At 61.6% G+C, this 17274-nt stretch carries 16 protein-coding genes; all 16 read left to right on the top strand.

What is annotated here, in order from left to right; all coding sequences use genetic code 11:
• The first annotated feature begins 87 nt into the window (after nt 1-87).
• Nucleotides 88-966, top strand: a complete 879-nt coding sequence (locus CXK94_RS08550; protein ID WP_256046169.1) for an MSHA biogenesis protein MshI — start codon at nt 88-90, stop codon at nt 964-966.
• Nucleotides 966-1571, top strand: a complete 606-nt coding sequence (locus tag CXK94_RS08555; RefSeq protein ID WP_102893991.1) for a PilN domain-containing protein — start codon at nt 966-968, stop codon at nt 1569-1571. The genes CXK94_RS08550 and CXK94_RS08555 overlap by 1 nt, the downstream gene beginning before the upstream one ends.
• The gene (locus CXK94_RS08560; RefSeq protein ID WP_102893992.1) at nt 1564-2229 is read left to right on the top strand and encodes an MSHA biogenesis protein MshJ; all 666 of its coding nucleotides are present in this window, start codon (nt 1564-1566) and stop codon (nt 2227-2229) included. Before CXK94_RS08555 ends, CXK94_RS08560 begins: the two co-directional genes overlap by 8 nt.
• Nucleotides 2222-2548 (top strand): Type II secretory pathway component, encoded by a 327-nt coding sequence (locus CXK94_RS08565; RefSeq protein ID WP_256046170.1) that lies wholly within the window; start codon nt 2222-2224, stop codon nt 2546-2548. The genes CXK94_RS08560 and CXK94_RS08565 overlap by 8 nt, the downstream gene beginning before the upstream one ends.
• The gene (mshL, locus tag CXK94_RS08570) at nt 2545-4146 is read left to right on the top strand and encodes a pilus (MSHA type) biogenesis protein MshL (protein ID WP_102893993.1); all 1602 of its coding nucleotides are present in this window, start codon (nt 2545-2547) and stop codon (nt 4144-4146) included. The genes CXK94_RS08565 and mshL overlap by 4 nt, the downstream gene beginning before the upstream one ends.
• Before the next feature lie 7 nt (nt 4147-4153).
• Nucleotides 4154-5083 (top strand): ExeA family protein, encoded by a 930-nt coding sequence (locus CXK94_RS08575; RefSeq protein ID WP_102893994.1) that lies wholly within the window; start codon nt 4154-4156, stop codon nt 5081-5083.
• Entirely contained in the window at nt 5080-6453 is a 1374-nt protein-coding gene (locus CXK94_RS08580) for a tetratricopeptide repeat protein (protein ID WP_102893995.1), read from the top strand. The genes CXK94_RS08575 and CXK94_RS08580 overlap by 4 nt, the downstream gene beginning before the upstream one ends.
• Nucleotides 6450-8177, top strand: a complete 1728-nt coding sequence (locus CXK94_RS08585) for a GspE/PulE family protein (protein WP_102893996.1) — start codon at nt 6450-6452, stop codon at nt 8175-8177. Before CXK94_RS08580 ends, CXK94_RS08585 begins: the two co-directional genes overlap by 4 nt.
• 462 nt (nt 8178-8639) lie before the next feature.
• A complete protein-coding gene (locus CXK94_RS08590) occupies nt 8640-9878 on the top strand; it encodes a type II secretion system F family protein (protein ID WP_102893997.1) in 1239 nt (412 codons plus the stop codon).
• Nucleotides 9879-9922: 44 nt separating this feature from the next.
• Entirely contained in the window at nt 9923-10447 is a 525-nt protein-coding gene (locus tag CXK94_RS08595) for a prepilin-type N-terminal cleavage/methylation domain-containing protein (RefSeq protein ID WP_037039743.1), read from the top strand.
• Between the two features lie 21 nt (nt 10448-10468).
• Nucleotides 10469-10918, top strand: a complete 450-nt coding sequence (locus tag CXK94_RS08600; protein WP_102893998.1) for a type II secretion system protein — start codon at nt 10469-10471, stop codon at nt 10916-10918.
• A 162-nt stretch (nt 10919-11080) separates the two neighbouring features.
• Nucleotides 11081-11536, top strand: coding sequence for a pilus assembly FimT family protein (locus CXK94_RS08605; RefSeq protein ID WP_051497103.1), 456 nt, complete (start codon nt 11081-11083; stop codon nt 11534-11536).
• 166 nt (nt 11537-11702) lie between these two features.
• Nucleotides 11703-12095 (top strand): prepilin-type N-terminal cleavage/methylation domain-containing protein, encoded by a 393-nt coding sequence (locus tag CXK94_RS08610; RefSeq protein WP_037039740.1) that lies wholly within the window; start codon nt 11703-11705, stop codon nt 12093-12095.
• A complete protein-coding gene (locus CXK94_RS08615; RefSeq protein ID WP_102893999.1) occupies nt 12095-12922 on the top strand; it encodes a PilW family protein in 828 nt (275 codons plus the stop codon). The genes CXK94_RS08610 and CXK94_RS08615 overlap by 1 nt, the downstream gene beginning before the upstream one ends.
• A gap of 124 nt (nt 12923-13046) precedes the next feature.
• Nucleotides 13047-13454, top strand: a complete 408-nt coding sequence (locus tag CXK94_RS08620) for a pilus assembly protein MshP (protein WP_256046150.1) — start codon at nt 13047-13049, stop codon at nt 13452-13454.
• The gene (locus tag CXK94_RS08625; RefSeq protein WP_102894001.1) at nt 13451-17170 is read left to right on the top strand and encodes a DUF6701 domain-containing protein; all 3720 of its coding nucleotides are present in this window, start codon (nt 13451-13453) and stop codon (nt 17168-17170) included. Before CXK94_RS08620 ends, CXK94_RS08625 begins: the two co-directional genes overlap by 4 nt.
• Nucleotides 17171-17274 lie beyond the last annotated feature (104 nt).

The raw sequence follows: 17274 nt of genomic DNA on the forward strand, positions 1-17274 counted from the left end.
CGTTGCACAGCTTTAGCACGAACATTCTTGGCGAGGGAGCCAGTAGTGGGTCTGTTTTCCAGAACCAAGAAATCCAGAGCGGCCGGTGTGCTTGGAATCGAAGTCGATCCGCATGGCATCGCCCTGGCGCAGGTGTCGCGTGTGCCCGGGCAGCAGCCGGCCTTGCTGTGCTGCGAATATCACGAGGCGCCGGTCGAGGCGCATGCGCAACTGCTCGAAAGGCTCGTGGCCGAGCGCGACCTGCAGGGCCTGCCGGTGAACGTGCTGCTGCATCCCTCCGAATACCAGATCTTCCTGCTCGAAGCGCCCGATGTGCCATCCGAGGAGTTGCGCGACGCCATGCGCTGGCGCGTCAAGGACATGATCAGCCAGCCACTCGATAACGTGGTGCTCGACTGCTTCGCGCTGCCGGAGGACGCCTACCGCGGGCGCACCCGCATGGTCTATTGCGCAGTCCTCGAGAAAAGCCGGATGCAGCATTATGCCCGGCTCATGCAGCGCGCCGGTCTGCGCCTGGCGAGTATCGACATCACCGAAATGGCCTTTCGCAACCTCGGCCTGCTCGCCGGTGCCGAGGGCGTGAACCTCGCCTTGCTGCGGCTGCGCACCAGCGAAGGCCTGATCTGCATCCAGAACGGCGCCGACATCTACATGGCGCGGCATATCGAACATGGCCTGGCCCGCGCCGCCCAGGACCTGGGCAGCATGACCCTGGAAATCCAGCGTTCGCTGGACTACTTCGAGAGCCAGCTCGGCAAGGGCTACATCAACCGGTTGATGCTGCTGCCGATGAAGCAGGACAGCGAGCGAACCCATCAGGCCCTGGCCTCCGGCCTGGCGGTGAACCTGCAGCGGCTCGACCTGCGCGAGCTGTTTCCCGGCCAACCGGTCGCCGAGCTGCCCGAGGCGCGGCAGGCCTTCTGTTTCGGCGCGGTCGGTGCCGCACTGCGTCAGGAAGCCTGCTGATGCAGAACATCAATCTCTACCAGCACGAACGTCGTCGCACGGGCGGCCCGCGGCCGCGGCAGATGCTGCTCGGCGTGGGTGCGCTGGCGCTGCTGATGCTGTTGCATGGAGTCGCGCAGGGCTGGCAGCTGCGTCAAGCGGCCGAAGCCCGGCAGCAGGCCGAGGCCCAGGCGGCGGCGAACGAGGCACGACTTGCTGCCTTCAAGGCCGATTACCGCGAGCCACAGCTGGATGCGCAATTGCCGGTCCAACTGGCCGAGCGCGAGGCGGAGAACCGCCAGCTGCAGCGCCTGGCCAGTCACTTGCAGCGCCTCGACAACCAGCTGCGTGGCGGCTTCGCGCCAGTGCTCGCCGCGCTGGCCGATCGGCATCCGCCGAGTGGGTTGTGGTTGACGCGCATCCGCCTGCAGGCAGGTGGCAGCGACCTGCTGTTGCGCGGTTTCAGCCAGGACCAGGAGCTGCTGCCGCTTTACCTGGAAAGCCTGGGGCGCAGCGAGGCATTGCGTGGGCGCGAGTTCGCCAGTTTCGATCTGCAGCGCGACGACGACGGCCTGCTGCGTTTCCGTCTGTCGTCGCGCCTCGACAAGGAAACCGCCGATGAATAGTGCCGTGAAGGCGGTCGTGCAACGCTGGGGGACGCTGGCGCCCCGCGAGCAGTGGCTGGGCTATCTGGTCGGCCTGGCCCTGCTGGCCATGCTCTACGTGCTGCTGGTCGCCGATCCGCTCGGCCAGCGTATTGTCGCGCAGGAGAACCAGCGTCAGCTCGCCGAGGCCCACCGCTCGGAGGCGCACAATACGCTGCTCGAGCTGCAGGCACGGCTTGCCGCCGATCCCAATCGCAGCTATCGGGAGGCCCTGCAGGCCGCGCAAAACGAGCGGGAGCGGATTCTCCGGCGCATCGACGAGGAGACCAGCGCGCTGGTTTCGCCGGCCCGGATGAAAGCGCTGTTGCAGGACCTGCTGCGCACCCAGCCGCGCCTGCAGCTGGTGCAGCTGGAAAGCTTCAGCACACCGCTGGAATTGCCCGCCGCGGCGGAGGAGGCCAAGCCAGCGGCGCCGGGCTTCTATCGTCACGGCCTGCGGCTGACGCTGCAGGGCGGCTATTTCGAACTGCTCGACTACCTGCACTCGGTTCAGAACAGCGGCTGGCGCCTGCACTGGGACAACCTCGACTACCAGATCGAGGAGGCCGGGCCGGACGCGGCACGGATTACCCTCGAGCTGCATACCTTGAGTCGCGAAGCGGGGTGGGTGGGTGTCTAGATCGTTCCGTGCCGCCTGGCTTGCGTTGCTTCTGCCGGCTTCGGCGTTCGCCATCGACCCGACCCGGCCGCCCGCCGCCCTCACTCCCGCGCCCGCCGAGCGGCAGGCGTCGGTGGCCTTGCACCTGCAGGCCATCATCCGTACCGGCAAGGTCGCGCGTGCCGTGGTCAATGGCGCGTCGCTGCGGGTCGGCGACGGCCTGGCCGGCGCCCGCGTGCTGGCGATCAATCCGAATTCCGTCCTGATCGAGCGCGATGGGCAGCGACAGCTGTTGCGTCTGGCCGCGCCGGTTATCACTTCGAGCCGAACCACACCATGATGCCGATCCTTTTGCCGCGCCTCGGCTTCCTGAGCCTGTTCTGTCTGCTGACCGCCTGCCAGACCTTCGAAGATGGCGACAAGCGCCTGTACGAGCAGAGCAACCGGCTGTTCGAGGAAAGCCTCGAGCAGAGCCAGGCCAAGGCCGTGCCGCCGCCCTCGGTGCAGGCGGCACTGATTCCGCCGATGAGCCTCGATGCCGCGCCGGGCGCCAGCGGGCCGCGCTTCGACGTGGCGGTCAGCGACATGCCGGCCCGCGAGTTCTTCCTCAGCCTGATGGACAGCGCCGGGCAGAACCTGCTGGTGCACCCCGGCGTGACCGGCAACATCACCTTCAGCCTGCGCAACGTGACGCTGGAGGAAGTGCTCGCGGCGGTGCGCGACAGCTACGGCTACGACTACCGCCGCACCAGCTACGGCTACCAGATCCAGCCGAACCTGGCGGTGACCCGCACCTACGACCTGAACTACCTGAACGTCCAGCGCCAGGGCATGAGCGATACCCGGGTCAGTTCCGGGCAGGTCACCACCAGCGACAACACCGGCACGGCGGCGAGCGGCACCACCACCAGCACGACGTCCAGCACGGTCAACGCCAGCCAGCTGCTGACCAGCAGCAACATGGACTTCTGGAGCGAAGTGCGCGACGTGGTGGCAATGATGATCGGCAACGAGCAAGGCAACAGCGTGGTGGTCAACCCGCAGGCCGGCCTGCTGGTGGTCCGTGCATCGAGCGCCGACCAGCAGAACGTCGAGCACTTCCTGCAGCAGGCCCAGCGCAACCTGCAGCGCCAGGTCATCCTGGAGACCAAGATTCTCGAAGTGAACCTGTCCGATGGTTTCCAGGCGGGGATCAACTGGGCGCAGCTCGGCAGCATGGGCAATGCCGACTTCTCCCTGGGTGTGCAAGGCGACGCGCTGACCGGAGTGGACAATGTTGGCGGTGTGTTCAGCGCGGCGGTCAGTGTTGGCGACTTCGCCGGCATGCTCCAGCTGCTGGAAACCCAGGGCGATGTGCGCGTGCTCTCCAGCCCGCGTATCTCCACGCTGAACAACCAGAAGGCGGTGATCAAGGTCGGCACCGACGAATTCTTCGTCACCGATGTTTCCACCACCACCACCTCGCTGGCCGGCGGCACCACCGCGCCGGACCTGGATATCACCCTGACGCCGTTCTTCTCCGGCATCTCGCTGGACGTGACGCCGCAGATCGACGAGAACGACCAGGTCACCCTGCACGTGCGGCCCACCGTCAGCCGCGTGCAGGACCAGAACAAGAGCATCCAGCTGGGCGGCGCCGACAACGTCTTCAACCTGCCGCTGGCGCTGTCCACCACGCGCCAGTCGGACTCCATCGTGCGTGCGCGCAGCGGCCAGGTGGTGGTCATCGGCGGCCTGCTGGAGAACCGCAACACCAACAACGACGCCAACATCCCCTGGGCTTCCAAGCTGCCGATCGTCGGTGGGCTGTTCCAGCAGCAGCGCAAGGCGCTCCAGCAGACCGAGCTGGTCATCCTCATGCGCCCGCAGGTGATCGATGACCAGGTCTGGCTCGACGAACTGCGCCGCAGCGCCGAGTCGTTCCGGCAGGTGAGGTAGTCGGCAGATGTACGAAGCATTCTTCGGCCTGCGCGAGAAGCCTTTCGCGCTGACGCCCAACACCGGGTTCATGGTGCAGCTGCCGCCTTATCAGGCCTGCCTGAACCTGCTGCGCGTGGCGCTGGCCGAGGGGGAGGGCTTCATCAAGGTGACCGGCGAGGTGGGCACCGGCAAGACCCTGCTTTGTCGGGCACTGCTCAAGCAGCTGGATGCCGAGCACTACCAGCTCGCCTGGCTGCCGAACCCGGCGCTCGGGCCGATGGTGCTGCGCCAGGCGCTGGCGCACGAGCTGCACGTGGCGGACGTCGAGCAGCTGGACAACCATGGCCTGCTCGCCGCACTGCACCGGCGCTTGATCGAGCTGGCCGGCATGGGCAAGAGCACCGTGCTGCTGATCGACGAGGCGCAGGCCCTGCCGCCGGCAACGCTGGAAGCCCTGCGCCTGCTGACCAACCTCGAAACCGAGCAGCGCAAGCTGCTGCAGGTGGTGCTGTTCGGCCAGCCGGAACTGGATGCCACCCTGGCCCGCGAGGATTTCCGCCAGCTGCGCCAGCGCATCACCTTTTCCTATCGGCTGCGCCCGCTGGACGTCGCCGACACCCGCCGCTACCTGCAGGAGCGCATGGCCGCGGCCGGCTACCAGGGCGAGCCGCTGTTCAAGCCGGCTGCGGTGCGCCTGCTGGTCAAGGGCAGCGGCGGCATCCCTCGCTTGCTCAACATCCTCGCCAACAAATGCCTGATGGCCGCCTTCGGCGAGGGCCGGCGCCGGGTCGAAGGGCGTCATGTGCGGCGGGCGTTGAGCGATACCGAGGGCGCGCGTCCGTTCCTGCGCGGCGCTTCGCCGCTGCGCTGGGCCGTCTGGGCGGGGGCCTTGTCGCTGAGCCTGCTGCTGGGCGCCTGGCCCTGGCTTGGCCGGCTCTCCGAGGTGCTGCCATGAGCCTGGTCAACGACATGCTGCGCGACCTCGAAACGCGCCGCGCCACGCCGGTCGAGCGCGAGCGGCTTGCAGGCATGTACGCGGTGGACGAGGCCGCCGCCGCGCGCCGAGAACGCTTCGAGCGCATGCGTCGTTGGCTGCTGGTGGCGGTGGCGGGTGCGCTGATGGCGATTCCACTGGGCGTGTTCGTCGAGCGGCAACTGGGTGCCGGCGCCGAAGTGGTCGAGACGCCGGTCGGCGTTCCGGCGCCCGTGGCCCCTGCCGCGACCCGTTTGCTCGACGTGCTGCCGCAGCAGGACGGCAGGCGCTTCGTGCTGCAACTGCTGCTGGACCGTTCGGTCGGCTACCAGCGCACCGACGAAGGCGGTGCGGTCAGCCTGCGCCTGCCGGGCGTGGAACTGGCCGGCGAGGCGCGTAGCGGCCGTATCGAGCACGACGGCCTGAGCCTCTCCTGGCGTGTGGAGCAGCAGGGCGAACAGGTCCAGGTGCTGCTGATCGGCATGACCGAGCGCCTCGACATCCGCGATCGACTCGAGCCGGCCGGCGGCCATTGGCAGCTATGGCTGGAAACCGAGCTGGGTGCGGCCTCGACCGACGAGGCCGTCGACCTGCAGGACCTGCCGCTCGCCGAGCCGGTGCTGGACGAAGCGGCATTGCCCGAGTGGGTGACCCGCACGGCGCCCGCCGAGCAGGCTCCGGCGCCCCCGACCGTGCGCGACGCCGAACGCCAAGCCGTGCCGGCAGCGCCGCAAGCCGTGCAGTCGCCTGCCTCGGCCAGGCCGTCCATGCAGATCGGCAGCCATCGCCCGGATGCCCTGGACCAGGCACGCGAGGCACTGCGCCAGGGCGACTTCCCGCGCGCCATCGAGCAGCTGCAGGGGCTGCACAAGGCGCAGCCGGACAATCCCGAGACGACCCGCTGGCTGGCCCGCGCCTACCTCGCCGCTGGCGACAGCACGACGCTGCTCGGCTGGCTGCCGGCCCAGCTGCAGGCGCGACCATTCGATGCCGAGCTGCGCATGCTGCTGGCCCGCGGCCAGTTGCTCGGCGGCGACAACGCCGGCGCGCTCTCCACGCTGAAACAGAACCCGCCGGCGCTGGCGAGCGATCCGGCCTATCACGCCTTGCTCGCCGCGCTGTACCAGCAGGTCGGCGACTGGGCGGGCAGCGCCGCGGTTTACCGGCAGCTGGTCAATGTCCATGGACAGCAGGCGGCCTGGCAGCTGGGGCTGGCCATCGCCTACGAACAACTCGACCAGCCGCTGCAGGCGGCCCGGCATTATCGCCTGGCGCTGCAGGGGCAGGGGCTGGACGGCAGCGCCCGGAGCTTCGCCGAAGAACGGGCCGGCGCCCTGGGAGGTAAACGATGACACCGCAGGACATGCGCCAGCGCAAGATCCGTCTCGGCGATCTGCTGGTCCAGGCCGGCCTGATCAGCGAGGCCCAGCTGCAGCAGGCACTGCAAGACCAGAAGCGCACCGGCTCCAAGCTCGGACGCACGGTGCTCGACCTCGGCTTCATCGACGAAGGGCGACTGCTGCGCGCGCTGTCCGAACAGCTGCAGATTCCCTTCGTCGAACTCAAGCACTACAAGTTCGACAACCAGCTGACCCAGAGCCTGCCCGAAGCCGTGGCCCGGCGCTTCCGGGTGATCGTGCTGTCGCGCCAGGGCGACGGCCTGCTGGTGGGCATGACCGACCCGCTCGACCTGTTCGCCCAGGACGAGATGGAGCGCCTGCTGGGCAAGCGCGTGCACCCCGCGGTGGTGCGCGAAAGCGAACTGCTCGGCGCGCTCGACCAGCTCTACCGGCGCACCAGCGAGATCGCCTCGCTGGCCGGCGAGCTCGAAGGCGAGTTGCAGGACAGCGACTTCGACCTGTCGCGCCTGGGCGCCGAGAGCAACAGCGATGCGCCGGTGGTGCGCCTGCTGCAGACGCTGTTCGAGGACGCGGTGCAGATGAAGGCCTCGGACATCCACATCGAGCCGGACGAGGGCGTGGTGCGCATCCGCCAGCGCATCGACGGCGTGCTCAACGAACAGGTGATGAAGGAGCACCGGGTCGCCTCGGCGCTGGTCATGCGGCTGAAGATCATGTCCGGCCTGGACATCTCCGAGAAGCGCCTGCCGCAGGACGGCCGCTTCAACATCCGGGTGAAGAACCGCAACCTCGACGTGCGCGTCTCGACCATGCCGGTGCAGTTCGGCGAATCGGTGGTGATGCGCCTGCTCGACCAGAGCGGGGCGATGTTCCAGCTCGACGGCACCGGCATGCCGGCGGTCATGCTCGAACGCTTCCGCCGCCTGCTGCAGCGCCCGCACGGCATGGTGCTGGTCACCGGCCCCACCGGCTCGGGCAAGACCACCACGCTCTATGCCGGGCTGTCCGAGCTGAACAGCCCGGAGAAGAAGATCATCACCGTGGAAGACCCGGTGGAATACCGGCTGCCGCGGATCAACCAGGTGCAGGTCAACGCCAGGATCGAACTGACCTTCGCCCGCGTGCTGCGCGCTGCCCTGCGCCAGGACCCGGACATCGTCCTGGTCGGCGAGATCCGCGACCAGGAAACCGCCGAGATCGGCCTGCGCGCCGCGCTCACCGGCCACCTGGTGCTCTCGACCCTGCACACCAACGACGCCCTGACCTCGGCCATGCGCCTGATCGACATGGGCGTCGAGCCCTTCCTGGTGGCCACCGCGCTCAACGCCGTGCTGGCCCAGCGCCTGGTGCGCCGGGTCTGCGAGAACTGCCTGGAAGAGCACCAGCCCGATCCGCGCCAGCTGGCCTGGCTGGAAGCGTTGCACGGCGGCTCGCTGGAAGGCCGCGGCTTCAAGCGTGGCAGCGGTTGCCACCATTGCCACAACACCGGCTATGCCGGCCGCGTCGGCGTCTACGAACTGCTGGAACTGGACGAACCGATGATCGCCGCCCTGCGCCGCGGCGACCCGCAGGGCTTCGCCGAAGCCGCGCGCCAGCAACCGCACTACCGCCCGCTGGCGGCCTGCGCCCTGGACTACGCCATCTCCGGCATCACCAGCGTCGACGAAGTGCTGAAAGTCTGCGCCACCCTGGCCGACGACGAGGTGAGCGCGTGAACGCCCGCTACCCGGCCTCTCACACACGATCCAACGCCTGCAATCGCCGCGAGGGCGCGCCTCCCACAGGGTTCGGTGTGCACAACCTGCTTTTGTGGGAGGTCTGCCCTCGGGGCAATGCTTTTGACGCCCGCTACCCGGCCTCTCACACACGATCCAACGCCTGCAATCGCCGCGAGGGCGCGCCTCCCACAGGGTTCGGTGTGCGCAGCCTGCTTTTGTGGGAGGTCTGCCCTCGGGGCAATGCTTTTGACGCCCGCTACCCGGCCTCTCACACACGATCCAACGCCTGCAATCGCCGCGAGGGCGCGCCTCCCACAGGGTTCGGTGTGCACAGCCTGCTTTTGTGGGAGGCCCGCCCTCGGGGCGATGCTTTTGGCATTGCGGGGTGGATGAAACCCGCGCGGCCATTGCACGTAGGCAGACTCGCGATGGCTCGTGGCGACAGGGAGGCCCGCGCCAATGCCTAGCTTCCGCTACACCGGCCGCGACCTGCACGGCGCACGCGTCAATGGTGCCGTGGAAGGCATCAGTGCCGACGCCGTGGCTAGCGAACTGCTGGCGCGCCAGATCACCCCGCTGACCATCGAAGCCGAAAGCGCACAGGATAGTGGCGCCGATGCGTTCGCCGTGCTGCGCGACAAACTGCGGCGCAAGCGTGTCGACCTGGACGAGCTGATCATCTTCAGCCGGCAGATGTACAGCCTGAACAAGGCCGGCGTGCCGATCATCCGCGCCATCGGTGGTCTGGCCGAGTCCAATCGCAATCTGTATTTCCGGGGGATCCTGCAGGACGTGCGCGCCAGCCTGGAAAGCGGGCAGTCCATGGCCGTGGCGCTCAATGCGCATCCCAAGGTGTTCAACAACCTGTTCGTCAGCATGGTCAGCGTCGGCGAGAACACCGGCCAGCTGGACCAGGCCTTCAAGCAGCTGTCCGCCTACCTGGAGCTGGAGCGCGAGACCCGCAAGCGCATCAAGCAGGCCACCCGCTACCCGATCTTCGTGCTGGTCGCCATGGGCGTCGCGCTGGCGGTGATCAACCTGCTGGTGATCCCGGCCTTCGCCAAGGTCTTCGCCCAGTTCCATGCCCAGCTGCCGCTGCCCACGCGCGTGCTTATCGGCACCTCCAGCTTCATGCGCGAATGGTGGTGGCTGTTGCTGCTCGGCATCGTCGGCGGGCTCTACGGCTTCTTCAAATGGATCGAGACCGATGCCGGCGCCTTGAAATGGGACCGCATCAAGCTGCGCCTGCCCATCGTCGGCGGCATCTTCGAGCGCATCGCCCTGGCGCGCTTCACCCGCACCTTCGCGATGATGTACCGCGCCGGCGTGCCGCTGCTGCAGACCCTCTCGATCAACAGCGCCAGCGTCGGCAACCGGCATATCGGCGAGGCGATCCTGGCGATCCGTGAAAGCGTCGAGCGCGGCGAAGCGCTGACCCGCTCGGCGCACAACTCAGGCCTGTTCACCCCCCTGGTGCTGCAGATGATGGCCGTCGGCGAGGAAACCGGCGCGCTGGACGACCTGTTCGTCGAGGTCGCCGACTTCTACGAGCAGGAAGTCGACTACGACCTCAAGCAACTGGCCGACGCCATCGAGCCGATCCTCATCGTCGCCATGGGCGCCATGGTGCTGGTGCTGGCGCTGGGTGTGTTCCTGCCCATGTGGGAACTGGGCAGCGCGGCGCAGGGGCGCGGCTGATGACTATTCGAAACGCGACATTCAATGGGAGGCGTGTAGCCGACATGCAACGAAACCAGGGTTTCACCATGATCGAACTGGTGGTGGTCATCGCCATCCTCGGCATCCTCGCCGCAGTGGCGCTGCCGCACTTCATCGACTCGACCAAGGACGCCCACCGCGCCAGCGTGCGCAGCGCCGGCGGCGCGCTGACCTCGGCGGTGTCGCTGGTGCGCGGCCAGTACGAGCTCAACCGCGGCGGCGGCAGCAACGCCTGCCTGGCCGGCAACTGCCAGATCAACGTGCAGGGCTACGGCAACGGCGCCATCGACGTCAACGCCGATGGCTGGCCCATCGGCACCGAGCGCAGCGGCAATCCCCTGGCCAACACCAGCATGACCGCCGACGAATGCCGCAACCTCTGGAGCAACCTGCTACAGGCCTCGGCCCAGAGCCTCACCGGCACCAACCCGGCCTTCACCGCCACGGCCAACGGCACCCGCTGCCTGTACACCTACAACCTCGACGGCGGCGACGACGTCATCGAGTACAACGCCAACACTGGCGAAATCTTCGTCAACTTCAACTGAGTATCAACAAGGAGCGACACCATGAAGAAACAACAAAGCGGTTTTACCTTGATCGAATTGATCATGGTGATTGTGATTTTGGGGATTTTGGCGGCGTTTGCGTTGCCACGGTTTGCGGATTTTGGGGCTGATGCTAGAAAAGCCTCGATCGAAGCTGTAGCCGGATCAATGAAGTCTGCGTCAGCAATTGTTCATTCTGCATACCTTGCAGGTAAAAAAAATAATGATGGTGGCTCTGGTGATCCGGATTATGTAGAGCTGGAAGGTAAGAAGATTACTGTGAACTCAAACGGATATGCTACTGCGGATGCTGATGGAATTATTGCGGCGGCGCAGATTGATGGCGATAACTTTACTATTGCGGCAGGGAAAGTGACGGATAGCTCCGCCAGTAATTCGGCTAAGTGCTATGCCGAATACACTCTTTCCAGTGGGTATGCCGAAGTTAGTGTTGATTCGGAAGGTTGTTGATTAGATGATGTGATCATGTGAGGTGGGTGCTAATTCGCGATCATCATGGTTCGGCGAGTTTCACCCATTTCTACATGTAATACCGCAATTGCTTGCGTCCAGTTTGGGTGTCGGGGGCTTGGGCTGACTTCAGCTTCGGCCAGCTTAAAAAAGGATCGGCCAATGATTAAACAGCGCGGTTTTACAATCGTCGAGTTGATCATGGTGATCGTGATCCTCGGCATTATTTCCGCCGTGGCCGTCCCGCGCTTTTTCGATCGTAAAGTCTTCGATGAGCGCTTTTATTTCGAAGAGATTCTTTCGGCTGTTCGCTATGCGCAGAAGTTGGCGGTGGCGAGTGGTTGCCCGGTCCGATTTGTACTCGATGGTAACGGCTATGCACTGAGCTATCGTGGGAGCGATTGTACTTCTGTGATTGCTGAGGATTACCCAAAAAAGATCCCGTCGGGCATAACGCTTAACAATGGTCTTGATATCACTTTCAATTCCCTCGGCTGCCTTGTGGTAGATATTGCAACGCCTTCCATATGTTCAACCAGTGGCACGGATACGGCAGACGTGGGCGGCCATGTCTTTACCGTCCACGCCGCCACCGGCTTTATCGAGGTGGGCCAATGACCCGGACCCGAATCGTAGGTTGGGTTGAGCCCGCGAAGCCCAACGAGCGGTGTGTCGATCACCACATTGGTACGCCTGGGGCGTCGCCTCGATGCACGTTGGGCTTCGGCGCGATGCGCCTCAGCCGCAACCTACGGGAGGCTGTCACGGCACCGAGGGGCCTGTCATGATCCGCTCTCAACGCGGCATGACCTTGGTCGAGTTGGTCATATCCATAGTCATCATCGGCATCGCAGCCGCAGCGCTGTTTTCCGCCATCGCCTCCATTACCGCTCGCTCCTCCGATCCGATGCTACGACAGCAGAGTTTGATGATCGCGGAGAGTTATCTGGAGGCGCTGCTGGTTGCCGATCTCGCTAGTTATCCCGATCTGATCCCGAGCGATGAGGAACCCAAGGGTATCGATAAGGAGCTTTCTGCTTATAGGGTGACAGCGGTAGTGGGCGATGCCGAGCTTGGGCCAGCAGGAAATCAGGTGGATGCCGTGCGCATCGATGTTTCCGTGACAGACCCGGCAGGACAAACCCTTACCCTGACCGGATACAGGACGGACTACTGATGAAAGTTCTTTCCTGTAGAAAATCTCGACAATCCGGCTTCACCCTGGTCGAACTGATCATGGTCATCGCCCTGGCTGGCATCGTTGCGGTGATGATCTCAACCGTCATGTCCCGGCCTTTGCAAGGCTTCGTCGATCAGAGCCGCCGCGCCGAACTGACCGACCTCGCCGCCAGCGCGCTCAACCGCATGGCACGGGATATCCAGCTGGCGGTACCGAATTCAGTGGCGGTCGCCGATAGCGGGGATGAAATCCGATTCGTCTCCATTGCTGCAGCCGGACGATATCGCGCCAACCAACCAGATCCTGACGGGCCGCGCCAAGATCCACCTGCCTGCACGCAATCAGTCGGCTCGTGCACGATTGATGTCCTCAGTCCCATCGTGCCGGTGAGCAGCACACTTGAACACTGGTTGATCATTTACAACACCGAAGCGCTTATAGATCGGACTGAGCCTACAGATGGAGATGTTTCCGCCATCTCACCCAAAGTTTTCACTTGGGCAGATGGGGTTCTTAGCGCTAGTCTTTCCGACTTTAGATTCAAGTATGCATCTCCCCAACATCGGTTTTTTCTAGCCAATAAGGTTGTTGGGTATCGCTGTAGTGGTGGCAAACTTCTACGTAAAGAGTTCTCCGCTCTTGATGAAAGCGATTATTCAAACGCATCTATGTCGGTGAACAATGTCGATTGCGATCAGAGTAGCTTCATCTACGAACCCGCCAACAACACTCGTAATGGTCTCGTCACTCTGAAGTTGTTACTCACCAAAGGTGGGGAAACCATTACCCTGCTGCAACAGGTCCACGTCGACAATGTGCCCTGAATCCCACCACGACGCACTTCGTAGGAGCGGGCCATGCCCGCGAGTCCAGGCTGCGCAGAAACATCGCGGGCATGGCCCGCTCCTACAAGGCCGCAAGCAGTGTGGTTTCGGCCTTGTCGCGGCGATGTTCCTGATCATCGTGATTGCCGGTGTCATCGCTGCCATGTGGCGTATATCGGTCACTCAAACCGCTACCAGCAGTCTTTCCTTGCAACAAGCTCGTGCTTATCAGGTTGCGCGGGCGGGATTGGAGTGGGGAATTTCCCGTTTTCTGAACGATGAAGTTTGTACCGCGTCGCCTTTTGCCGTGCCAGGGTTCGATGGCTTCGTGGTTAAGGTCGAGTGCCCCTCCAGTCAGTGGGTGGAACGCGATGATCTGCTTGAGGAAGGGCCACGGAATATCGAAATTCAGAACATCCTCGCTACGGCAGAATATTCGAATGCCGGAAGTTCTGATTATGCATATCGGCAGCTTTCGGCAGTGGTGGAAAAGTCTGGGGAAATAACCGTTGCCCCTGGGGAGGAGGAATGAAAGCAACCACCGCCATCATGCGTTGTTTGGCTCTCGCCGCGTTTGTGCTCAGCACTTCTGTCCAAGCTGCAACATATAATCTGAGCAATGGCCAATACCCACCCTGTTCGAGCAACAACTGGACGGTAAGCGGTACAACCTACACTTGTAATTACGGAAGAATCACGCTGAAGGCGGGCGATACGGTTATTGCCAGCACACAAGCTATTCTCTGGGCGGAAAGTGGATTCACTATCCATGCAAGCACTATTGGCTCTGTAGGGAATGGCATGGTACTGCGTGCTTCTTATGGAGATATCCAGATATCGGGGTCAAGCAATGCCAAAAGTGTGGTTTACGGTTCCGTCATAGGCGCAAATGTAGACCTCGTTGATACGACGGTGAAGGGAGGCGTTTCCGGTTCTGGTAATGCAATGATGGTGCGTAGCTCGATTGAGGGAAATGTCGAGTTCAGCAATGAAATAACTCTGGTCGATACGACGGTAAATGGTTTTGTCAGTAGCGCAAATCGAGAGATAACTCTGACTGGAGGTCGCATAGGTGGGGACATAACCAGCTCCGGCGGTAGAGGGGTTTTCATTGATGGCACGGCGGTGGAAGGAAATATTTCCTCGGCCAATACGATATTGATCTCAAGCGCAAGTATCACGGGTAATGTGGCGAGTAACTGCTGCAAGATAACTGTGAATTCATCCTCGATAGTAGGAAATATTTCTGCGCCGGGGAATCCTATCGAGCTGAATGATTCCGATGTTGTGGGGACGGTCAGCAATACGAACCGGATTTATCTGAATGATTCGGTTGTATATGGCGATGTATTGGCTGCGACTGGCTGGGGGAGTCAGGTGACAATACAAGGTACTGGCCTCAGTCGAATATACGGTCAATGTGCCTATAGTGGTTTGTCCCCAACGAGCTTATGCAGCGACTCCACGGATATAAACGAAATACTGCCATTATATCTGCGCTTCGATGAGGCGAGCTGGCTCAACTCAATCGTGCATAATGGCGGAACACTTGGTGTGACCGTTACCGCCAGTGGCGCGGCGGTAACGGCTGGTCTGAACCCTGCGTTGCCCGGTACGTGGGGAACCTGTCGTTATGGGGAGTTTGCTGGCAGTGGCCGGATCAGCGTGCCTCATCATAGTACGTTGAACTTCAACGATAAGCTCAGTGTAAGTTTCTGGTTGAATGTGAGCGAGCTACCGGCAAGTGGTTCGGTCATCCTGCTTGGTAAGGGAGATAATTACCGTCTCGAACTTAATGCAGCGGGGCGTCTGGTTTTGACAACCCGCATGTTCGGTCTTCTTTTAAGTAGGGATCTGGTGATAACCACTGAGATCGGTGGAGGATGGAATCATGTGGGTTTCACTCTTGAGTATCAATCTTTACTAGTGCTCTTCCCTACTATCAATGCAAAGCTTTATGTCAATGGCGAATTGAAAGCCAGTGATTCGGAGACTCTTCTAGCAGGTTGGGGACTTTCGACCAATAGCACGGCCCTGAGTATTGGGGGCAATGGCAGCAAGGGTTTGCGGGGCTTGATGGATGAAGTTCGTCTTGACAGAGCGCTCTGGGGGGCAATCGAATTCAGCCGACAGGCCAGAGCGAGGCATTGGTGTGGCAGCTCTTCGGCGATTGATCATTTCGAGTTCGTCACCGGCGAAGGTGCGCATACCTGCAGTCCGCACACGGTTACGCTCAAGGCTTGCACCAATGCCGCTTCGGCTGCATGCCAACTCTATCCTGGTACCGTATCGGTGACCTTGACGGGCAACGGCTGGGTTGGTGGTAGCAGCAAGTCTTTGATTAATGGTATCGGTAGTTTCAAACTTCAAGGGCTGCAACTTCAGATGCCGCTCGGACTCTCTTCTTCGAATCCTCCATCCGCTAGTCAGACACTCTGCCTGATTGGCGATGCGCCGCCGTCATCCGCATGTATTTTGAATTTTTCGCAGAGTGGCTTCATTTTCGATGTGCCGAACATGGTGGCTTCTCAGGGCGTTCAAAAAGTTCCTATCAGGGCAGTAATCGACAGAGGGAATCCAGGTAGCCCTAAGTGCGAACCGGCATTCACTGATGAAGACGTGCCGCGCAACATAAAGTTCTGGAGCGAGTTCATTAGCCCGGCCGGGAGCGAGTTGGCAGTCAGTTCCGAGAGGGTTTGGGTGAATGGTGAGGCGGTGGCGCAGAGCTTTGCTGCAGCTGAGCCACTGTCGCTGTATTTCAATGGTGATGGAATTTCTCACATTGACGTGAAATATCGTGAAGCCGGGAAGATGCAGCTGAATGCTCACTACGCTGGCAGTGGCATTGAGGGCGATAGCGGCCTGATGATTGGCAGTGATGATTTTGTCTCTTCACCGGCAGGCTTTTGCATTACTCCGGAGGAAAGCTGTCCTTCCGGAGACAGTGACTGTCCGGCTTTCCGCCGAGTAGGGAATTCTTTTGATGCGACCATTAGGCCAGTTGCATGGAGCTCTGACAGCAACATCTGTACGGGAACGACTACTCGTAATTACCGACAGGACAGTCTGACGCTTGAGCCGGTATTGGTGGCGCCGGTTGGGGGGCATAGTGGAAAAGTACTTACGCCGGCTTCTCGTAGCTATAATCACATGCCTTCTGGTGCTGCCGCCGGTTGGAATGGCGAGGTCAGCCAGAGCGTGGCGTTTTCGGAAGTTGGCGTGTTTCGTCTGCAAGTTGTACCGCCCTCTGATGCGTATTTCGGGGTGACTGTGTCTTCCAGTGCCTCGGGCCCGATCGGCCGTTTTTACCCGACCCATTTAAAAGTCGAGGGTACTGGCGCACTTGATCCCGCTTGCAAGGTATTCAGTTATCAGGGTCAGCCGATCAGCGTTGCGGGTTCCAATCCGCCAAAATTGACAATAACAGGTTATGGTCAATCATTAGGTGTGGGCGAATATGTCACCCGAAATTATGACTTCCCCGGTTTCTGGAGATTCGATGGCCGGCCACAAGAGGCGTGGTATGCACAAGAGCGCAATATGGAAATTAAAGATCGGTTGAATGCGGATTTTATTATAACCAATGATCAAGAGATTTCTGGTGATGGGGCGCGTACATATATCTGGAGTGGCGAGTTGACCTACGAGCGGCGCTTCCCGCCAACTGCTGATGATTTATTGTTCTCGCTTCAACAGCGATATACCGTCAATGAATTACGAGATAAAGATAGGGTTTGCTATAGTGGGGATGGCGGGTTGACATGTCTTCCTTATGAAATGAATATAGAAAATAGTGAGATTCGTTTGGGGCGTCTACGTAATGAAAATGTCATCATTGCAACTGGGCAAAACGGGCAAATACCTCTTCGTCTGGACCATTGGAATGGTCTTGCATGGGTTTCGGCTGTAGATGAGTGTACAGATGTCTTGTCTGAAATATCCGATTATCCTGATAAAACAAAACCAGGTGGTCTTTCTAGTGCAGAAGTGGAAGATAAGTGGCCGAATGAAAAACTTGTTATGGTAAAAGGAAAAAGCCCCGTTCCGCTTTGGGGTAGTGTGCAGGTCAAGAGCTTATTGGCTTCCAAGGGGATTGCAGCAACTTGGCTTTGTCAGGAGGGCTCTCCGGTGAAAGGTGGTGTATGCACCTTCGAGCGCGGTAGTGAGGCGCGAGCAGATGCCACAGCCACCTTCGGCATTTACCAAGACCCCAAGCCCCTGATCTTCCGCCGCGAAGTCTATCGATAGAAAGCAAAAGGGCCGCTCACCGAGCGGCCCTTTTGCTTCGCGAATAAAAGAGGGGATTCCCGGCCTGCCTGTACCGAGGTCCCCGAAACTGGTTCGAGGCAGTC

The sequence above is a fragment of the Stutzerimonas stutzeri genome, assembly GCF_002890915.1.
GTDB classification, from domain to species: domain Bacteria; phylum Pseudomonadota; class Gammaproteobacteria; order Pseudomonadales; family Pseudomonadaceae; genus Stutzerimonas; species Stutzerimonas stutzeri_AF.

Bases quoted from the DNA above. Each gene is read 5' to 3' on its own strand.
- CXK94_RS08620 (WP_256046150.1), top strand. From the start codon at position 13,047: ATGTTCCTGATCATCGTGATTGCCGGTGTCATCGCTGCCATGTGGCGT.
- CXK94_RS08560 (WP_102893992.1), top strand. From the start codon at position 1,564: ATGAATAGTGCCGTGAAGGCGGTCGTGCAACGCTGGGGGACGCTGGCG.
- CXK94_RS08595 (WP_037039743.1), top strand. From the start codon at position 9,923: ATGCAACGAAACCAGGGTTTCACCATGATCGAACTGGTGGTGGTCATC.
- CXK94_RS08585 (WP_102893996.1), top strand. From the start codon at position 6,450: ATGACACCGCAGGACATGCGCCAGCGCAAGATCCGTCTCGGCGATCTG.
- CXK94_RS08625 (WP_102894001.1), top strand. From the start codon at position 13,451: ATGAAAGCAACCACCGCCATCATGCGTTGTTTGGCTCTCGCCGCGTTT.
- CXK94_RS08610 (WP_037039740.1), top strand. From the start codon at position 11,703: ATGATCCGCTCTCAACGCGGCATGACCTTGGTCGAGTTGGTCATATCC.
- CXK94_RS08580 (WP_102893995.1), top strand. From the start codon at position 5,080: ATGAGCCTGGTCAACGACATGCTGCGCGACCTCGAAACGCGCCGCGCC.
- CXK94_RS08575 (WP_102893994.1), top strand. From the start codon at position 4,154: ATGTACGAAGCATTCTTCGGCCTGCGCGAGAAGCCTTTCGCGCTGACG.
- mshL (WP_102893993.1), top strand. From the start codon at position 2,545: ATGATGCCGATCCTTTTGCCGCGCCTCGGCTTCCTGAGCCTGTTCTGT.
- CXK94_RS08590 (WP_102893997.1), top strand. From the start codon at position 8,640: ATGCCTAGCTTCCGCTACACCGGCCGCGACCTGCACGGCGCACGCGTC.
- CXK94_RS08555 (WP_102893991.1), top strand. From the start codon at position 966: ATGCAGAACATCAATCTCTACCAGCACGAACGTCGTCGCACGGGCGGC.
- CXK94_RS08605 (WP_051497103.1), top strand. From the start codon at position 11,081: ATGATTAAACAGCGCGGTTTTACAATCGTCGAGTTGATCATGGTGATC.
- CXK94_RS08600 (WP_102893998.1), top strand. From the start codon at position 10,469: ATGAAGAAACAACAAAGCGGTTTTACCTTGATCGAATTGATCATGGTG.
- CXK94_RS08615 (WP_102893999.1), top strand. From the start codon at position 12,095: ATGAAAGTTCTTTCCTGTAGAAAATCTCGACAATCCGGCTTCACCCTG.